Source organism: Phytohabitans rumicis (genome assembly GCF_011764445.1).
Lineage (GTDB): Bacteria > Actinomycetota > Actinomycetes > Mycobacteriales > Micromonosporaceae > Phytohabitans > Phytohabitans rumicis.
The window spans coordinates 364,439-382,600 of record NZ_BLPG01000002.1 but is presented as its reverse complement, the minus strand read 5'-3'; the positions used below and the strand labels follow the sequence as shown (position 1 = coordinate 382,600).

Here is an 18,162-nt window from a genome sequence, read left to right as displayed (position 1 = left end):
ATGCGCAGATCGCTCGCACTAGCCATAGTCGTCGCCGCGTCCGTCGCCCTCGGCGGGTGCTCGACCACCACCGGCGGCGAGTCCGGATCCGGCGGCGGCGAGGTCGTCGTCGCCGGCACGTACCCGATCGACAGCATCGACCCGCACGGCCCGCAGGGCGGCGGCACCGGCCCGCAGATGGCCGAACAGGCCATCTTCAGCCGCCTGGTCCGGCCGAAGCCGGACGGCACCGTGGACGGCGACCTCGCCACCGCGTGGAAGCCGGACGCGACCGCGACACAGTGGACGTTCACGCTCCGGCAGGGCGTGAAGTTCAACGACGGCAAGCCGGTGACCGCCAAGGACATCGTCGACTCGTTCAAGCGGTTCATCGACCTCAAGGGCACCAACTCCGCCAACTTCCCCGGGTACACGATGACCGCCACGTCGGAGACCGAGGTGGTGCTGACGGCGTCCAGGCCGGACGCGGCGATCCCGCGCAAGCTCGCGGTCTTCTTCGTGCTCCCGTCCGGCGTCGGGGCCAACGACACCGCGTTCTTCGAGCACCCGGTCGGCTCCGGGCCGTTCAAGCTGGAGAAGTTCAGCCCCAACGAGATCGTGTTCGTGCCCAACGCCAACTACTACGGCGGCGCGCCGAAGGTGTCGAAGGTGACGGTCCGCAAGATGCCGGAGCTGGCCGCCCGGCTCACCGCCCTGCGCACCGGTGAGGTCGACGTGGCCTGGGGCATCCCCGACGACCAGCTCCCGACGCTGCAGAGCGAGTCCAACCTGACCGTCCAAACCGTACAGAGCACGGCCGTGTTCACGATGTGGTTCAACTCCTCCACGCCGTCGCTCAAGGACGCCGCGGTGCGCCGGGCGCTGTGGCAGGCGGTCGACTTCCAGACCATCATCAAGCAGCTGTACCCGCAGACCGGCACGCTGTCGGAGTCGGTGGTGTCGCCGCAGACGCTCGGCTACGTGCCCCAGCAGCCGGTCAAGTACGACCCGGCGGCGGCGAAGGCGGCGCTGACCGCGGCCGGCTTCGACTTCTCCAAGAAGCTGCGGCTGCAGTTCGCCAACGCCGAGTTCCGCCCGTTCAACCAGGCCGTCGTGTCCGACCTGCAGAAGATCGGCGTGCAGGTGGACCTGCTGGAGAAGGAGCAGGCGGTGTTCACCAAGGACCTGCTGGCGCTGAACTGGGACATCAACTTCCAGCAGCTGTCCAACCCGACGTACGACGCGGCCAACACCATCGGCCGCCTGTACCCGTGCGCCGCGAAGCGCAACGGCTACTGCAACCAGCAGCTCGACCAGATCCTGGCCCAGGCCGGCGCCAGCGCGGACGAGCAGGAACGGGTCCGGCTGTACGGCGAGGCCAGCAAGATCATCTGGCAGGACGCGGTCGGCATGTTCCCGATGGCCGTCAAGTACGCGTACGCCTGGAACAAGCGCCTGTCCGGCTTCACGCCGGACCCGAACGGGCTGCCCGGCTTCGCCGGTCTGCAGGTCGGCTCTTGATCTCCACGAAGACGCCGGTGTCGGTGGACCACCTGCTGGCCGTGGACGGGCTGGTCGTCGACCTGCCCGGCCCCGGGGGCAGCGGCGTCCAGTCCGAGGAGCGTAGCGACGAGGATGGCCGTCGCTGGCCACTCCCGGGGCCGAAGCGAGCCAGCCAGCGCAGCCCGGCGGGACCGGTCCGGGTCGTCGACGGGGTGTCGTTCGACATCCCGCCGGCGACCACCGTCGGGCTGATCGGCGAGTCAGGCAGCGGCAAGACGATGACGGCGAACGCGATCATCGGCCTGCTCCCCGCCGGCGCCGGTACCGCGGGCGCGCTGCGCTGGCGGGGCGAGGACCTGCTGCCGGCCGGCGCCGCGCGGCGCCGGCGGCTGCGCGGCCGGGAGATCGCGATGATCTTCCAGGACCCGCTCGCCGCCCTCAACCCGACCCAGCGGATCGGCCGGCAGGTGGGGGAGATCCTCCGCCGCGCCGGCCGGCCCCGCGCCGAGGTACGCCGCCGGGTCCTCGAACTGCTCGACCGGGTCGGCATCCCGGAGCCGGAGCGCCGGGCCGGCGACTACCCGCACGAGTTCTCGGGCGGGATGCGGCAGCGGGCGATGATCGCCCTGGCCCTGGCCGGCAGCCCGGCGCTGCTGCTCGCCGACGAGCCGACCACCGCCCTGGACGTCACCGTGCAGGCGCGGATCCTGCGGCTGCTGCGCTCGATCCAGCAGGACGAAGGGCTGGCGATGCTGCTGGTCAGCCATGACCTGCGGGTGGTCGCGCACGTCGCGCACCAGGTCGTCGTCATGTACGCCGGCCGGGTCGCCGAGCGCGGGCCCACCCCCGCCGTGCTGAGCCGGCCGGCCCACCCGTACACCCGGGCGCTGGTCGACAGCGTGCCGGCGGTGCGGACCCGGACCGCCCTCGCGCATCCGCTCCCGGGCACGCCGGCCACCCCGGCGCGCCGGCCGCCCGGATGCGCGTTCCACCCGCGCTGCCCGCTGGCCCGCGACCGGTGCCGCACCGAGCAGCCGCAGGCCCGGCAGGTCGCGCCCGGCCGGTGGAGCGCCTGCCACTTCGCCGAAGAGGTGTCACATGCTTGAGGTCCGCGACCTCACCGTCGCGTTTGGACGGCGCCGCTCCCGGTTCGTCGCAGTCGACAACGTCAGCCTCGCCGTGGCCGCCGACGAGACGGTCGGGCTGGTGGGCGAGTCAGGATCGGGCAAGACCACCGTCGCGCGCGCGGTCGTCGGCCTGGTCCGGCCGGACGCCGGCGCCGTCACCCTCGACGGGGTACGCCTCGGGCCGGTCGGCCGGCGCCCGGCGGTCCAGCAGCGTGCGGTGCAGATGGTGTTCCAGGACCCGCGCTCGTCCCTCAACCCGCTGATGACCGTCGCCACGATCGTCAACGAGGCGTGGCGTACCCACCCGAGTTCGGCCCCGGCCGGCGACCGCACCACGGCGCTGCACCGGCTGCTCGACGACGTCGGCCTGGACGCGAGCGTGGCCGGGCAGCGCGCGGACGAGCTGTCCGGCGGGCAGTGCCAGCGGGTCAGCATCGCCCGCGCGCTGGCCGTCAAGCCGCGGCTGCTGGTGTGCGACGAGGCCGTTTCCGCGCTCGACGTGTCGGTCCAGGCGCAGATCCTGCGCCTGCTGGTCGACCTGCGCGAGCGCCACCACCTGGCGATGCTGTTCATCTCCCACGACCTCGGGGTGGTGCACCAGATCGCGGACCGGATCGCCGTCATGCGCCGCGGCGTGCTGGTGGAACAGGGGCCGGCCACCGCCGTCCTCGGCTCGCCCCAACACGAGTACACCCGGAGCCTGCTCGACGCGGCCCTGGAGCTGAACACCGACATGGCAGAGAGGTAGCCCGTGAAGACATCCACCGAGGTGCTCGTGGTCGGCGGCGGCCTGGGCGGTGCCGCGGCCGCGCTGGCGGCGCTGCGGCGCGGCCGGTCCGTGCTGGTGACCGAGGAGACCGACTGGCTCGGCGGCCAGCTGACCAGCCAGGGCGTCCCGCCGGACGAACACCCGTGGATCGAGCAGTTCGGTTGTACCCGCAGCTACCGCGCCCTGCGCGACGCGATCCGCGACTACTACCGCACCTGGTACCCGCTCACCGACGAGGCCCGCGCCCGGCCGGACCTCAACCCGGGACAGGGGCGGGTGAGCCGGCTCTGCCACGAGCCCCGGATCGGCGCCGCGGTGCTGCACGCCATGCTCGGGCCGTACCTGGCCGCCGGGCAGCTACGTGTCCTGTATGGACACCGGCCGGTCGGCGCCACTGTGGACGGTGACCGGATCACCGGCGTCACCGTCGCGGACGCCGCCGGGCAGACCGTCGAACTGACCGCGCCGTACGTCATCGACGCCACCGAGCTGGGCGACCTGCTCCCGCTGGCCGGCGTCGAGCACGTCACCGGCTTCGAGTCCCGTACGCAGACCGGCGAGCCCAGCGCGCCGGACGCGGCCCAGCCGGACAACATGCAGGCGTTCTCCTGGGTCTTCGCGGTCGACCACCGGGCCGGCGAGGACCACACCATCGCCCGGCCGCCGGGCTACTCCGCGTGGGCGCGCTACCAGCCACCACAGTGGCCTGACCGGCTGCTCAGCCTGACCGCCCCCGACCCGCGCACGCTGCAGCCGGTCCGGCGCACCTTCGTGCCCAACGCCGACACCGGGCCGGTGGTCGCCGACCAGAGCAAGGACGCCGGCGACAAGGACCTGTGGATCTTCCGGCGGATCCTGTCCCGGGCCGTGCTGCGCCCCGGCTTCGCGGCCAGCGACATCACCATCGTCAACTGGCCGATGATCGACTACCTGCCCGGCCCCCTCATCGGGGTCAGCGAGGAGGAGCGGGCCAAGCACCTCGACGGCGCCCGGGAGCTGAGCCTGAGCATGCTCTACTGGCTACAGACCGAGGCGCCCCGCCCGGACGGCGGCACCGGCTGGCCCGGGCTGCGGCTGCGCGGCGACGTGATGGGCACCGCGGACGGCCTGGCCAAGGCGCCGTACATCCGCGAGTCCCGGCGCATCCAGGCCCAGCGTACGGTGGTCGAGCAGGACCTGTCGTTCGCCGTCCGGGGCACCCGCGGCGCGGTGGCGTACCCGGACTCGATCGGCGTCGGCATGTACCGCGTCGACCTGCACCCGTCGACCGGCGGCGACACCTACATCGACGTGGCGAGCTGCCCGTTCCAGATCCCGCTCGGCGCGCTGATCCCGGTGCGGCTGCGCAACCTGCTGCCGGCCGGCAAGAACATCGGCACCACCCATATCACCAACGGCTGCTACCGGCTGCACCCGGTGGAGTGGAACGTCGGCGAGGTCGCCGGCGCGCTCGCCGCGCACTGCCTGGACAACGGCACCGAGCCGCACCAGGTGCACGCCGCCGAAGGCCGGCTCCGGGCGTTCCAGGACGAGCTGGTACGCGACGGCGTCGAGCTGGCCTGGCCGGAGGTCAAGGGGTACTGAGCCGGCTGCTACCCGCGCCACTCGCGGTGCAGCATCGCGTAGACGTACTCCCCGCGCCAGGCGCCCTTGACGAGCGCGCTGTCCACGAAGTGCGCCTCGCGGCGCATGCCCAGCCGTTCCAGGAGGGCGGCGGAGGCGGTGTTGCGGGCGTGGCAGCGGCCGACGATCCGGTGCAGGCCGACCTCCTCGAAGCCCCACCGCAGCACCGCGCGGGCGGCCTCGGTCGCCAGCCCCTTGCCCTGGTACCCGGGGTGGAAGACGTATCCGACCTCGCCCTGCCGGCTGAGCTCGCTGCGCCACACCAGCTCGACCTGGCCCACCACGTGGCCGGCCTCGGGCCAGACGGCGGCCAGGCTGAGGCAGTCGCCCTCGCGGGCCAGGCCGGTCTCGGTGGCCATCTGGCGCACCGCCGCCCGGGTCTGCTCCCGGTTCCGCGGCTCCCACAGCAGGAAGCGGGCCACCTCCGGCAGGCGCTGGTAGGCCCAGACGTCGTCCACGTCCGCCGCGGTGAACGGGCGCAGGAGCAGGCGGGCGGTGGTGAGGGGAACTGCTGGCCGGTGCACCAGTCGATCTTATGGACACCGGTCCAGCGGCGCCTCACGACCGGACCGCGCCCGCGGCGGCGTGCATCGCCGTGACGAACGCGGCGACGGCCGGGTGCCGGGCCGCGCCCCGCCGGTACGCGACGCGGGTACGCCGGCGGGTCGGGAGCGGCACGAGCCGTACCCCGGCGGGCGGCTGGGCGGCGGCGAGCTGCGGCACCAGAGATACTCCCTGGTCGGCCGCCACCAGGGCGAGGACGGTGGCGAAGTCGTCGGCGTGGTGGCGTACCCGCGGGGTGTAGCCGGCGGCGCGGCAGACCTGCAGCGTCGCGGTGTGGCAGAGCGTGCCGGGCGTGGCCATGATCCAGCTGGCGTCTTTCGCGGCGGCCAGCCCGCCGTCGCCCTGCCCCGCCGGCATCGCCAGGAAGACCGTCTCGTCCAGCAGCGGCACGGTGTCCAGTGCCGGATCCGGCTCCACCGGGACGGCGTCGTAGTCGTGCAGCAGCCCGACGTCGAGGCGGCGCTCGCGCAGCGCGGCCGGCACCGCCACCGGATCCAGCTCGGTGACCAGCAGCTCCAGCCCCGGATGCTCGCGTCCCAGCGCGACCAGCGTCGCCGGCAGCAGCGTGCGAACCGCGGTGGGGAACGCGCCGATGCGCAGCGGACCGGACACCCCCGCCGCCAGCGCGGCGACCGCGGCCGTCGTGCGCTCCAGGGCCGCGAGCACCGTCTCGGCGTGCCGCACCAGGACCCGCCCGGCCCCGGTCAGGACCACCCGCCGGCCCGCGCGTTCCAGCAGGGGTACGCCGACCTCGCGTTCCAATATGGACAGTTGCTGGGAGACGGCCGACGGCGTGTACGTGTGCGCCTGGGCCACGGCGGCGATCGTGCCGAGGCGGGACAGGTCACACAGCAGCCGCAGCCGGCGCACGTCAAGCATTAGGCCAGCTTACGTTTACCGTGAGCAAGCTGAACTGGATCTAACCGTTCGGGTGCCGGACGCTGCGTTCTATGACGCTCTCCGGTGTGTACGTGCCCCTGATCACCCCGTTCGACGATGCCGGCGCCGTCGCCCTCGACGCGCTGCGCACCCTGGCAAACGACGTGCTGGACGCCGGCGCGGCGGGCATCGTGGCGCTCGGCACCACCGCGGAACCGGCGTCGCTGACCGTCGCGGAGCAGCGCGCCGCCCTCGACACGATCGCGCAGGTGTGCCGCGACCGGTCGGCCCCGCTCGTGGTCGGCGCCAGCTCCGCCGACGCCGTCGCCGCGCTGGCCGGCAGGCCCGAGGTGGTGGCCGCGCTCAGCCTGGTGCCACCCTTCCTACGCCCCGGCGAAGCGGGCGTGATCGCGCACTTCACCGCGCTCACCGCGGCCAGCCCGGTCCCGCTCGTCGTCTACCACGTCCCGTACCGCACCGGGCAGGAACTGTCCGCCGGCAGCATCCGCCGACTGGCCGAGCTGCCCGGCGTGGCCGGCATCAAGTACGCCACCGGCGGCATCGACGCCACCGCCGTGCGGCTGCTCGCCGACCCGCCGGCCGGCCTCGCCGTGCTGGGCGGCGACGACGCGTTCATCTCCCCGCTGCTGGCGCTCGGCGCGCACGGCGGCATCCTCGCCTCGGCGCACGTCGACACGGCCGCCTTCGTCGACCTGGCGGCGGCATGGCGGGCCGGCGACACCACCACCGCGCGAACCCTCGGCGGCCGCCTCGCCACCCTGTCCGGCGCCCTGTTCGCCGCGCCCAACCCCACCGTCATCAAGGCCGTCCTGCACGCGCACGGCCGCATCCCGACCCCATCGGTACGCCTCCCGCTCCTGCCCGCCGACCCCGAGCTGGTACGGACGGCGCTTCAGCTCGCGTCGTCGCCCCACCCGCGGTCCGGTGCGTCGTAGCGATTCTCAGGCAGATTTACCCCGGTCCGTGTCACCTGCGGGCCGGATGCTCCCGCGGGCACCGCGCAGGTCGGCGGCTCGCGGAGCGAGCCGAGATCCCCGACCTACGCTGCCGGGTCCGCGAGACAAGCCCGCCCGGGGGTACGTGGGTCGTGAACCGCGGAGGGTGCGGCCGCGGGAGCAACGGCTCGGACCGCGACGGACCTCGCGGTAGCTCAAATCTCCATCTTCAATCGGCAGTCGGAGGCCGCAGAGACCGAAGCCACCCCAACTCCGAACGCTCTATAGAGTCGGTCAGCAGGACCAGTGACGTCAGGTCCTCGGGTTGCGGCAGCTTCTCGGGTTGAGGCGGCGAAGCCGTGCCGCGATCTTTCCATCACGTGCAGGGAGGGCCGCGATCAGCTGGTCCATGTTTGTCTTCCGCGGCCACTGGGCGCACGCCCACGACGTCGAGCAGGATCACTTCATGGCGCTCGCCGCCATGTACGTCGAGGCCGAGCCTCGGTACCGGCAGGTGGCCTGGCTACGCGACTGGCAGGCGTTCTGGCTCGACGCGACGGGAGCGCAGGGCAACGGCTGCAGCGACCTGCGCGCGGACGAGTACCTGCTGGACGACGCGCGGGTGGCGGAGTTCCGGGCGTTCCTTCGCGACTACGAGGCGTGGTGCACGGCGGTCGGGCCCGCCCTCGACCTGGCGGTTGGGATCGGCCCGGACAAGCTGGTGGCGTTCACCCGCAAAGTCGACGCCGTGCTAGTCGGCGACACCAGCCATCCAGCCGTCAACGCGTCAACTCCCTGATCCCAGAATCCTCGCCGACCCGCCGGCGACCCGCGCGAGCTGCTCCCTGATCAACAAATTGGCCGCCGGATGGGACAGTGATCTTCGCACGCGCGTATGACGATGGTTGGGTGATGCCGGATGTGTTGACGCAGCTCAAGGCCACGGCCGACGCGAGCGTCAGCACACCCACGTGGTCGTTGCGCGACGAGGATCTGGTCGAGTGTTTGGACGCTGTGCACGCGATCACGCAGGCGGTGGCGGCGTTGCAGTCGCGGCTGGTTCGGGAGATCGACAGCCGGGGCCTGGCCATCACGCGGCACGCGTCCAGCACGAAAGCGTGGCTGCGTGAGCATTTGCGGGTCAGTCCGCACGCGGCCAAGCGGATGCTGGAGCTGGCCCAGGCGTTGGATGCGCGGCCGGTGTTGGCCAAGGCGGTTGCCGACGGTCTGGTCAATACCGAGCAGGCTCAGGTGATCGCGGCCGCGTTGCGGCGTCTTCCGGCTGAGGTGGTGGGTAAGGCGGAGAAGGCGATGATCGGTCGGGCCGCCGAGTTTGAGCCGAACACGCTGCGCCGTTACGGCGAGGGCATCCTGGCGTATGTGGCGCCGGAGCTTGCGGAGGCCGCTGACGCGGAGGCGTTGGAGCGGATGGAGGCGCGGGCGCGGCAGACGCGGGCGTTTCACCTGACCCGGCACGGGGACGGTCGGGTGCGGTTGACGGGCTGGTTGGACGAGGACGGCGCCGCTACCGTCAACGCGGCGTTGGATCCGTTGTGCGCGCCGCGGCATGACGTGGATGTGCGCACCCCGGCCCAGCGCCGGGCCGACGCGTTGGTCGAGATCTGCGACCTGGCGATGCGGACCGAGGACTTGCCGGAGAGCGGTGGGGAGCGGCCGCATGTGGTGGTGACGGTGTCGTTCGATGTGCTGCGCTTGGCGCTTGGTGTCGGCACGTTGGACACCGGTGAGCGGCTCAGTCCGGAGCAGGTGCGCCGGTTGGCCTGTGACGCAAAGATCATTCCGGCCGTGTTGGGTGGCGATGGGCAGATCCTCGACTTGGGCCGTACCCGTCGGTTGATCAGCGGGCCGTTGCGGCGGGCGCTGGAGTTGCGGGACAAGGGGTGCGCGTTCCCCGGCTGTGATCGGCCACCGCGCTGGTGTCACGGGCACCACATCGTGTCGTGGGCCGACGGCGGACCCACCACGTTGGACAACAGCGTCATGTTGTGCGGCTATCACCATCGGTTGATCCATCGTGGGCATTGGACGGTTCGGATCGCCGTGGACGGGATGCCCGAGTTCATCCCACCCGCGTACGTGGATTTGGAGCGCCGACCACGCCGCAACACCTACCACCAACGCGAATGACCCCTCCGGCGTTGCCTCAAGATTTCGTGAGCACGTGGATGCCCGCGCCGACACGGGCCACCCCGGGGCTGCAGCGATGCGGATCATCGGCGGTCGGGAACGTCCCCACCCCGGGGACGCGACCGCACCTGAGCGACCACGACGGCGGCGGATCACCTGCTTCACCACCAACACCCGCAGGTCGGGCCGGACCGTGGCCGCGTAGTTTGGCGATCATGGCGGACTGGGGGATTCGACCGGCTTCGGTGGCGGCGGCGCACACCTGGGTGATCGAGGTGGGCGGCGCGTTCGCCGGTTGCGTGTCGCTGCGGCCGGCGGAGGACGCCCACTGGCTGGAACACGTGCTGCGGGGCAGTGCGGCCCGGCGGCTGTACGAGCGGTACGGATTCACCGTCGAGACCGAGGATCCGGTGGACGTGTTCATGGTGCGTGAGCCGGCCCGCGGCCCGCGACGAGATTCGTCCGCACGCCCTTGACCACGAACCACAGCGCCAGGGACAGCTCGCCCAACAGGCAGGGCAGCAGGATGGCCGGGAAGATCAGATCCGACAGCCTGGGGGAGACGACCAGCGCGAGGGTGTTGAGGAAGTAGCACCCGCCCGCCGCGACCATCAACGCGCCGATGACCCGCGGGACGAGCTGGGAACGCAGGATCAGCACGCCGATCAGCGCGCAGAAACCCGCGAAGAAGGCCAGCGCGAGGCCGAAGCCGGCGGAGAACAGCCGTACGGCCAGATAGGACAGCGCCTGCCGCTGCGGGTCGTCCAGCGCGGCGAGTGCGTCGCCCTCCTCGAGCATCAGCAGCGGGACGTACAGCTGGAGCAGGCTCGCGCCCTCGATCGTCACGCTCACGAGGCTGAACACGAGCGCGAGCCGCGCCAGCGTGGGCCCGACGGGCTTGAACAGGTGGCAGACGAGGACGTTCACCACGACCGCGGGTATCAGGTAAACCAGGTGGACCGCCAGGCCCCACCGCCACAGCGACTCGCCGTCGGCGATCGCGTCGGCCGTCGCGGCCGCGTCACCGGGCACGATCAGCGATCCCCGGGCCACCCCTTCGGCGAAGAGCCCACCCACGATCACCAGAAGGTAGGACACGCCCGCGATCCGGGCCAGCACCGTCGCGCGAGCCTGCGCCATGGGTACGAGTGTCCAACGGCCGGGCAACGTCCACTTGCGGTAGATCCTGATGTTCTTCAGGTACGCGTCGCACCGCGCGGACATCCCGGCACGGCCGTACAGGCCGGCTTTGAAGTAGTGGGTCGCCCGCCCGTGATCGGCGAAGCTCGCCCGGAACTGTTGGACATCGCTGCGGGGCCCGGAGTCCTGGCCGGGGTACGTGCTGGGGTCCGTGTCGTAGATCCAGAAGTGGGGGTCGCCGCCACCCATGACGCGGCCGCTACCCCGGCCGAGGCGCCGCCGTGACGTCCATCGAAAGAGCTGAACGCGGACCCGGAATCCATGGCCATTCGGGCGAGTGGGTCCGCCCGTTCGGCGTAACAACGAGAGAGCGCTCGTACCACACGACAAGCGTCGCGGCGACGGACTGTTGAGGATACGAACGCACTTTGTTGGCACGGGGGACAGCAATGGAGGAAATTGTTCAATTCCGGATCCTGGGTCCGGTCAGCGCATGGGTGGACGGGCGCCAGTTAGCGTTGCCGGCGGCGAAACAGCAGGCGCTGCTCGCCGCCGGTCTGCTGAGTACGGGCCGCACCGTCCCGGTGTACCGGTTCGTCGATGCGCTGTGGGATGGCGCGGCCCCGGCGACCGCGCCCGGTTTGATCAAGAGCTACGTCTCCGCCCTGCGGCGGGTCCTGCACCTGCGGGGGGCGGCGCCGGTCATCCTCACCCGCCCGCCGGGCTACCTTTTCCAGGTCGGGCCCGGCGCGCTCGACCTGCATCAGTTCGAGTCACTGGTGGCGGAGGGGCGGCGGGCCGGGTCTGCCGGCCGGCCGGAGGACGCCAGCCGCGCGTTGCAGTCCGCGCTCCAGCTCTGGCAGGGCCCGGCGCTCGGCGGGCTCGGCGGGTCGTACCTGCTGGCCGAGGGGGAGCGGCTGGAGGAGTTACGCCGCGCCGCGGTCGAGGACAGGATCGCCGCGGATCTCGCGTTGGGCCGTGCCGCGGCCGTACTGCCCGAGCTGATCGGGCTCGTCGCGGCCGATCCGCTGCGGGAGAGGCTGCGCGGCCAGCTCATGGTCGCGCTCGCCCGGGTGGGACGGCAGGCCGACGCGCTCGACGTGTACCGGCGGGGGCGCACCCTCTTGAACGAGAACTTCGGCCTCGACCCGGGTCCCGAGCTGCAACGCCTACACCAGGCGGTGCTGACCGGACGGGAAACCGCGCAGCCCGAGCGGATCTCCGCCCGACCGGCGTGCCCCGCCCAGTTGCCACCGGACACCATCGACCTGACCGGCCGGGATGCCGTCGTCGAGGCGGTCCGCGTGGCGCTGCGCGACGCGGCGACTGTCGGCGGTGCCGCGACGACGATCGCGATCTCTGGCATTGCGGGCGTCGGAAAGTCGGCGCTCGCCGTCCACTCGGCACACGCCGCGCGCGCCCACTTTCCGGGCGGCCAGCTCTACGCGACGTTCGACGCGGGCGGGCGGGCGGTCGAACCCGGCGAACTCCTGGCGCGGTTCCTCAGGGCGCTCGGCTACCACGACCCGGACATACCGGCGTCGACGGCCGAGCGCACCGCGCTGTTCCGCAGCGCCCTGGCCTCCCGGCGGGTGTTGATCCTGCTCGACGGTGTGCGCTCGGAGTGCCAGGTCCGGCCGCTGCTGCCCGGCACGCCCGGGAGTGCCGTCCTCGTCGCGAGCCGGGCCAGGCTGGCGGGGCTGGAGTGCGCCCGCCACGTACCCCTCGATGTGCTGGCACCCGCCGAGTCCGTGCGCCTGCTCGCGCACCTGGCGGGCGCCGACCGGGTCCGGGCCGATCCCACCGCGGCGCGGGAGATCGCCGTCCACTGCGGCCACCTGCCGCTCGCTCTGCGGGCGGCCGGCGCGCGGCTCGCGGCGCGGCCGCGATGGTCGCTGTCCGCGTTAGCCGGTCGGCTGCGGGACGAATCGCGGCGCCTGGACGAGCTCACGGTCGGCGACCTGTGCCTTCGCGTCCGCCTCGAGGCCAGCTATCTCAACCTGAACGAGCCGGAGCGCCGCGCCTTCACGCTCCTCGGCACCGCCGGACTGCCCAGCCTCACGCCATCAGTGGCCGCGCGGGTGCTATCGGTCTCCACTGTGGAGGCCGAGCGGCGGCTCGACCGCCTCGCCGAGACCCGGCTCGTGGACCTCGTCGTGGCCGGGGCGGACGGCCAGCTCCAGTATCAGTTCCACGAGCTGACCAGGCTTTATGCTCGTGAGCGCGGGGAGGCGGCCACCAACATCTACTGAGGACTGCACCGGCGCTGCACCGGCGCTGCACCCACGATGGCCACGCTGGTCATGAGGGAAAGCAGCGGAGGAGGGAGCGCCATGCCGGACCCGCTCGTCACGTTCACGGATGTCGAGCGGCTTGTCGTCGACACGCTGAAGGACCGGCCGGAGCTGGCCGGCGTGGTCGTCGACAACCGCCCGCCACCGGGCTTCAACGGCACCCAGAAGGCCGTGCTGGTCTCCCGGGTCGGTGGCGCGTGGATCGACGACGAGCACCTGGATCAACCGCTGGTCGACTTCGAGGTGTACGGGCCGGACAAGTCGGCGACGCACGCCGTCGCCCTCGCCGCCCGCGCGCTCACGATCAGCCTCCGCGGCGTCTCCTACGGCGGTGCGCTCGTCGTCGACGTCGTCGAGGAGGACGGGCCGCGCTGGCTGCCCGACTATCACCACCCCGGCAGCAACCGGTACCTGTCCACGGTCCGGCTCGTCATTCGACCGGCCTGACACGTCTCGAAGGAGCCACACATGGCTGGCAACAACGCCAGGGAGATCCGGGTCGCTGGCAGCGGCCGGATCCTCGTCGCACCGCTCAACACGGCGGCGCCGACGGACACGACCGTCGCGTGGGCCGCCGCCTGGAAGGACCTGGGATACACCACGACCGACGGCGTCAAGCTGGCGAAGAAGGACAAGATCGATCCGATCGACACCTGGCAGAGCGTCAGCGCCGCCAGGTTCGTCTACTCCGACCGCGATCTGACCCTGAAGTTCCAGCTGCTCCAGCTGAACGAGGACACGCTGCCGTTCTTCTTCGGCGGCGGCGCGGTCGAAGCGAACGGCGCGGTCGCCGGCAACTTCAAGTACAACCTGGCCGCTGACCCGTCGTTCGACGAGCGGATGCTCGGCGTCGAGTTCACCGATGGCGGCGACGTGAAGTACCGGCTCGTCGTCGCGCGCGGCCAGGTCACCGAGACCGAGGAGGTCGCGCTGGTCCGTACCGCGCCGATCAAGCTCGGCATCACGTTCACCGCGCTGGCGGTCGACTCGGCTGCCCCACTGGTCACCTTCCTCATGAAGGACCCCGCGTTCGCGGTATAGGAGTACGAGATGCCAACCTTCAACGTCAACGCGGCACGCGCGCAGCGCCTGGAAACGCTGGGCCGGGAGTGGAAGTTCGAGCTGGACGGCGAGATCTACAGCCTGCCCACCGAGTTTCCGCGGAACGCCGCGAAGAGGATGCAACAGCTCGACGAGCAGGACGTCGACGGCCTGCTGGAGCTGTTGCTCGGCCCGGAGCAGTTCGAGCGGTTCGCCGCGCACGACCTCAGCGTCCAGGACGTGGCCGCCGTCCTGGAGGCGTACGGCAGCGAGACCGGGCTGAGCCTGGGGAAGGCTGAGCCTCGGTGACCTCGTCGAGGAGCATGCCGAGGCTCTCGAGGCCGACCTGCTGCGCCACTACGGCGTCGACCTCCTCGACTGGTACCGGGGCCGGCTCTCCTCGCGCCGGCTGCGCGTGCTGGTCGAACGCCTCCCGGCCGACTCGTCGTTCGCCCGAGCGGTGCACGGCGAGGCGGCGGACTGGGGCGTCACCGAGCACCTGCTGGCGGCCGTGGTGGACCAGCTGGCCGTGGCCAACTGGATGTTCGCCACGGTGAACCGCGACGAAGACGCCGAACAGATCCCGTACCCCGAGCCACTGGCCCGACCGGGCCTGGAGACATCGCCCGAGGAGCCCACACCGGACGGCGCATCACCCGCGGAGATAGCGGCCTTCTTTGGCTTGCCTGGATGAGATGAGGACGCATGGGCAACCCGATCGAGGAGCTCCAGAACGCGGTCAGGGACCTGAAGGAGCAGATCGCGCGGGTCGAGGCGGACGCCGGCACGCGCTTCAAGGACGTATTGCAGCCGGCGATCACAGACCTGACGACCCGGATCGCGAAGATCGAGACAGACGCAGCGAGTCTCTTCAAGAAGGACCGGGGCTGGACGAAGAACGAGGCGTTCGCCGAGACCAGCACGGCTGCCGGGGTCCTGGGCGAGGCGACCGGAGTCAAGCTCGAAGGGAGGCTGGCAGACGTCAGCGCGGGTCTGTTCAAGGTCGAGTTCGTCAAGTGGGACTTGGACAAGATCCTGGAGGAGCGCAGGGAGAAGCGGAGACTGTCCGCCCTCCAACAGTTGCCCGAGCAACTGGATCTAAAGGCGCTGGCGGCGCGCAACGTTGCGGAGGACGGCAAACGCCGAGCAGAAAACGCGATGCAGCGGGCGAACCAGGCATGGACCCGCGCGGGCCTGGCGAAATCCATCGCGGACGGTGCGAAGGGTCGGGCCGACCATGCCATGCGTGAGGTGAAGGCGCTGTACGGCCAAGCCGACGTCGCGGGCGGCGCCATCAAGCGGCTGCGGCACGAGGTCGAGGTGCTCAACACCGCGTTGGGCAGATGACGATGGGTAGGAGGGTCGAGCGTCCGTGAACAGGAACATTACGGTGGTCACCGCGTCGCTGGGCCGGCTGAGTACCGCGCTGACCCAGGCCAGCACCGCCGCCGGCAGGTTGCGTACGTCGGCACAGCTGGCCGGTACGGCGGCGAGCCAGCTCCGCTCGTCGGCGGACCAGGCGGCGGGCGCGGTGCAGCGCGCGGGCCGGAACGCGGCCACCAGCGGCGGCCTCATGGGTGGATTCCGCAAGGGACTCGAAGGCGCGACGGTGGCACAGCGGGGCCTCAACACCGCGATGAAGGCCAACATCCTCGGCGCGATTATCGCCATCGTCATGATGCTGGTGACGAAGCTGATCGACATGGCGATGCAGTCGGAGACCGTACGCAAGGTCATGCAGGCGGTGTTCAAGAAGATCGGCGAGGCCGTCGGCTGGGCCATGGACTTCGTCACCAAGGAGTTCGGAAAGTGGAACAGGATCCGAGCCGACGTGGTGGAGGTGATCGGCCGGCTGGGCGACTGGCTCCAGGACAAGTGGAACCAGATCACGGGCAGGCTGAAGGCCGCCTGGGACGGCCTGTCCGGGTTCGCGAGGTCGGCGTTCGAGGCGGTGCTCTCCGCCGTCCGGGGTCCGATCAACGCGGTCATCGGGCTGGTCAACTCGGCCATCCGCGGTCTGAACAGCGTTCGGGTCTCGATCCCGGACTGGGTGCCGGGTGTCGGCGGCAAGACGTTCGGCGTCAACCTGGCGCTGATCCCGCAGCTCGCGGCGGGCGGCATCGCGATGCCCGCGGTCGGCGGCCGGCTGGTGACGGTCGCCGAAGCGGGTCAGCCGGAGGCGATCGTGCCGCTGTCCAAGCTGCCGGACCTGCTCGATCTTCGACCCCGGCGCGGCGCCGAGCAGCCCATCACCGTGAACGTCTATCCGCAGGCGCGGCAGTCCGAGTACGAGATCGGTCGGATCGTCGCCCGTGAGCTGGCCTGGGCGGGGAAGCGATGACCACGATCCTCGGCCGGGCGCCCGGCAGCACTCTTCAGGAGCCCGTGTTCGCCGTCGACGGCTGGGCCGGCAACGCCGTTGACGACCTCGGCGTCGAGTGGTGGGTGACGAAGGAGGAGGGCTGGTCGTCGGCGCCGCCGCTGCGGCTGTCCCTTGTGGACCGTCCGGAGCGCGACGGGACGTTCGACTCGCCGTCGTACCGGGGCCCGCGGGTGGTCACGCTCGAAGGCAGCGCGGTGGCCCCGGATCGCTCGACCAAGGAGTACGCGAAGGATCGGCTCGCGGCCGTCCTCAACGACGGCGCTCTTCTGCTGCCGCTGGTGGTGACCGAGCCGCACCTGACCCGGCAGTCGCTGGTCCGGCTCTCCGCGGAGACCAAGATCAGCGACCGCAAGAACGGTGTGTTCGACTTCTCCCTCCAGATGACCGCGCCCGATCCGTTGCGATACAGCGCGGCGCTCAACGCGGCGAGCTGCTCGCTGCCGACGTCCAGCGGTGGCGTCACGTTCCCGCTCACCTTCCCGCTCGACTTCGGCCAGGGTTCCTCCGGTGGCCGGCTCCAGCTGGAGAACCGCGGCAGCGTACCGACCTGGCCGGTGTGGCGCATCGCCGGACCGTGCACAGACCCGGTCGTGATCAACCCGGAGACCGGCGAGCAACTGGCGTTCGGGTTGACCGTGCAGTCGGGTGAGGTGCTGGTGGTCGACACCGATGCCCGCACGGTGCTGCTCCAGGGCACCGCGTCCCGGCGCTCGTTCCTGCTCCCGGACTCCGAGTGGTTCGCGTTGCGACCCGGCAGCAACAGGATCGGCTTCCGCGCGGCTCAGACCGAGCCGGCGGCCCGGCTTACCGCCGAGTGGCGGGACGCGTGGACATGAAGGAAGGCAGCGATGGCAGAACGTGATTCGGGCTGGATGTCCGGCGGTGTCGTCGACGCGGAGGACGCCCGGCTCGCCACCGGACTGCTCGCGGCGCCCGGGGCGACCCCGCTCCAGAGCCGCGGCGGTATCCGGCCGTCAGGCGGTCACCCGGCACGCGTGGAGGCCACGTCGACGCCGTCGAAGGACGTGACCGTACGGCCGTTCCAGGCGGTGATCCAGGGGACGAGATCGACGGCCGCGGGCTCGTACCTGGTGACGCTCGATGCGGTCAAGACGGTCGACGTGCTTGGCGCGGCACCGGCGCACGGCTCCAACGAACGCTTCGACCTGATCGTGGCGCGCCAGTTCGATCCGCAGTACGCCGACTCCCGTTCCGGCATGGTCGTGGAGCGGGTGACCGGTACGGCCGGCACCACGCCCGTGGACCCCGCCGTCCCCGGCGATCACCTGAAGCTGGCCCGGATCCGGGTGCGCGCCGGCGCCACGACCATCACCGAGGCGGACATCTCGGACCTCCGCGCGTACACCAGCGCGCTCGGCGGCATCATGCTGGCCCGCAACGCGACGGACCGGCCGCTCAACCCGTACTGGGGTTTCTACGTGCACCGCCTGGACACCAGCCGGCTCGAGGTCTGGGACGGGGGACCTGGCGGGCACCCCTGGAGGACGACACCGGATGGGTCGAGGTCCCGGTCACGGCCGACTGGACCGCGGCCGGCCCCGGGGGCGACGACGACCCGGTGGTCAGCGTCCGGCGAGTAGGGCGTGCCGTCTACCTGCGCGGCGCGGTCACCCGGCGAAACACGGTGTTGTCGCAGGGAGCCGTGGTCGCCACGGTGCCGGCGCCGTTCCGTCCGCTCTGGGCACACCGCTGGGTGGGCGGGTGCAGGTTGGGAGCCCTAGCCAACGCACCGCAG

The 18,162-nt window shown here is 71.5% G+C and carries 20 protein-coding genes; 17 read left to right on the top strand and 3 right to left on the bottom strand.

The genetic code is table 11. From position 1 onward, the window contains the following. From Prum_RS45405 to Prum_RS45390, 4 genes are read left to right on the top strand one after another with little or no spacing between them, the layout of a single operon-like run. On the top strand, positions 1-1,500 hold the full coding sequence (locus tag Prum_RS45405) for an ABC transporter substrate-binding protein (protein ID WP_173085423.1): 1,500 nt from the start codon (positions 1-3) through the stop codon (positions 1,498-1,500). Further along, complete coding sequence (locus Prum_RS45400; RefSeq protein ID WP_218577895.1) at positions 1,497-2,588, top strand: ABC transporter ATP-binding protein; 1,092 nt, start codon at positions 1,497-1,499, stop codon at positions 2,586-2,588. The genes Prum_RS45405 and Prum_RS45400 overlap by 4 nt, the downstream gene beginning before the upstream one ends. Continuing rightward, complete coding sequence (locus tag Prum_RS45395) at positions 2,581-3,357, top strand: ABC transporter ATP-binding protein (RefSeq protein WP_173085421.1); 777 nt, start codon at positions 2,581-2,583, stop codon at positions 3,355-3,357. The genes Prum_RS45400 and Prum_RS45395 overlap by 8 nt, the downstream gene beginning before the upstream one ends. Before the next feature lie 3 nt (positions 3,358-3,360). Then, entirely contained in the window at positions 3,361-4,962 is a 1,602-nt protein-coding gene (locus tag Prum_RS45390; protein WP_173085419.1) for an FAD-dependent oxidoreductase, read from the top strand. A gap of 8 nt (positions 4,963-4,970) precedes the next feature. Here Prum_RS45390 and Prum_RS45385 read toward each other — a convergent pair whose 3' ends face one another. Continuing rightward, positions 4,971-5,525: a GNAT family N-acetyltransferase gene (locus tag Prum_RS45385; protein WP_173085417.1), complete on the bottom strand. Its 555-nt coding sequence runs from the start codon at positions 5,523-5,525 to the stop codon at positions 4,971-4,973. 34 nt (positions 5,526-5,559) lie between these two features. Continuing rightward, complete coding sequence (locus Prum_RS45380) at positions 5,560-6,444, bottom strand: LysR family transcriptional regulator (protein ID WP_173085416.1); 885 nt, start codon at positions 6,442-6,444, stop codon at positions 5,560-5,562. Between the two features lie 71 nt (positions 6,445-6,515). Between Prum_RS45380 and Prum_RS45375 the strand changes: the two genes are divergently transcribed. The 4 genes from Prum_RS45375 to Prum_RS45360 all read left to right on the top strand — a co-directional run bounded on the left by Prum_RS45375 (position 6,516) and on the right by Prum_RS45360 (position 10,024). Further along, positions 6,516-7,400: a dihydrodipicolinate synthase family protein gene (locus Prum_RS45375; protein WP_173085414.1), complete on the top strand. Its 885-nt coding sequence runs from the start codon at positions 6,516-6,518 to the stop codon at positions 7,398-7,400. A 409-nt stretch (positions 7,401-7,809) separates the two neighbouring features. Continuing rightward, complete coding sequence (locus Prum_RS45370; RefSeq protein ID WP_173085412.1) at positions 7,810-8,199, top strand: hypothetical protein; 390 nt, start codon at positions 7,810-7,812, stop codon at positions 8,197-8,199. A gap of 113 nt (positions 8,200-8,312) precedes the next feature. Further along, positions 8,313-9,548: an HNH endonuclease signature motif containing protein gene (locus Prum_RS45365; protein WP_173085410.1), complete on the top strand. Its 1,236-nt coding sequence runs from the start codon at positions 8,313-8,315 to the stop codon at positions 9,546-9,548. A gap of 215 nt (positions 9,549-9,763) precedes the next feature. Beyond that, entirely contained in the window at positions 9,764-10,024 is a 261-nt protein-coding gene (locus Prum_RS45360; RefSeq protein WP_173085408.1) for a hypothetical protein, read from the top strand. Here the strand turns inward: Prum_RS45360 and Prum_RS45355 are convergent. Further along, positions 9,969-10,937 (bottom strand): DUF4386 domain-containing protein, encoded by a 969-nt coding sequence (locus Prum_RS45355; RefSeq protein ID WP_173085406.1) that lies wholly within the window; start codon positions 10,935-10,937, stop codon positions 9,969-9,971. The two genes, Prum_RS45360 and Prum_RS45355, sit on opposite strands and share 56 nt — an antisense overlap. A gap of 200 nt (positions 10,938-11,137) precedes the next feature. On the opposite strand from Prum_RS45355, the gene Prum_RS45350 reads away from it, so the two are divergent. The 9 genes from Prum_RS45350 (at position 11,138) to Prum_RS45310 (ending at position 18,007) form a co-directional block, all read left to right on the top strand. After that, entirely contained in the window at positions 11,138-12,940 is a 1,803-nt protein-coding gene (locus tag Prum_RS45350) for an AfsR/SARP family transcriptional regulator (protein WP_173085403.1), read from the top strand. An 81-nt stretch (positions 12,941-13,021) separates the two neighbouring features. Next, entirely contained in the window at positions 13,022-13,429 is a 408-nt protein-coding gene (locus Prum_RS45345; RefSeq protein WP_173085401.1) for a hypothetical protein, read from the top strand. Between the two features lie 21 nt (positions 13,430-13,450). Beyond that, positions 13,451-14,023 carry a phage tail tube protein gene (locus Prum_RS45340; RefSeq protein WP_173085399.1) on the top strand — a complete coding sequence of 191 codons (573 nt, stop codon included), beginning with the start codon at positions 13,451-13,453 and terminating at the stop codon, positions 14,021-14,023. A 9-nt stretch (positions 14,024-14,032) separates the two neighbouring features. Next, on the top strand, positions 14,033-14,332 hold the full coding sequence (locus tag Prum_RS45335; protein WP_173085397.1) for a hypothetical protein: 300 nt from the start codon (positions 14,033-14,035) through the stop codon (positions 14,330-14,332). 106 nt (positions 14,333-14,438) lie between these two features. Continuing rightward, entirely contained in the window at positions 14,439-14,717 is a 279-nt protein-coding gene (locus tag Prum_RS45330; RefSeq protein WP_218577894.1) for a DUF5361 domain-containing protein, read from the top strand. 11 nt (positions 14,718-14,728) lie between these two features. Beyond that, positions 14,729-15,370: a hypothetical protein gene (locus Prum_RS45325; protein WP_173085395.1), complete on the top strand. Its 642-nt coding sequence runs from the start codon at positions 14,729-14,731 to the stop codon at positions 15,368-15,370. 25 nt (positions 15,371-15,395) lie between these two features. Then, positions 15,396-16,364 (top strand): hypothetical protein, encoded by a 969-nt coding sequence (locus tag Prum_RS45320; RefSeq protein WP_173085393.1) that lies wholly within the window; start codon positions 15,396-15,398, stop codon positions 16,362-16,364. Next, on the top strand, positions 16,361-17,242 hold the full coding sequence (locus Prum_RS45315) for a phage distal tail protein (protein WP_173085391.1): 882 nt from the start codon (positions 16,361-16,363) through the stop codon (positions 17,240-17,242). Before Prum_RS45320 ends, Prum_RS45315 begins: the two co-directional genes overlap by 4 nt. Positions 17,243-17,254: 12 nt before the next feature. Continuing rightward, positions 17,255-18,007: a hypothetical protein gene (locus Prum_RS45310; RefSeq protein ID WP_218577893.1), complete on the top strand. Its 753-nt coding sequence runs from the start codon at positions 17,255-17,257 to the stop codon at positions 18,005-18,007. The last annotated feature ends 155 nt before the right edge of the window (positions 18,008-18,162 follow it).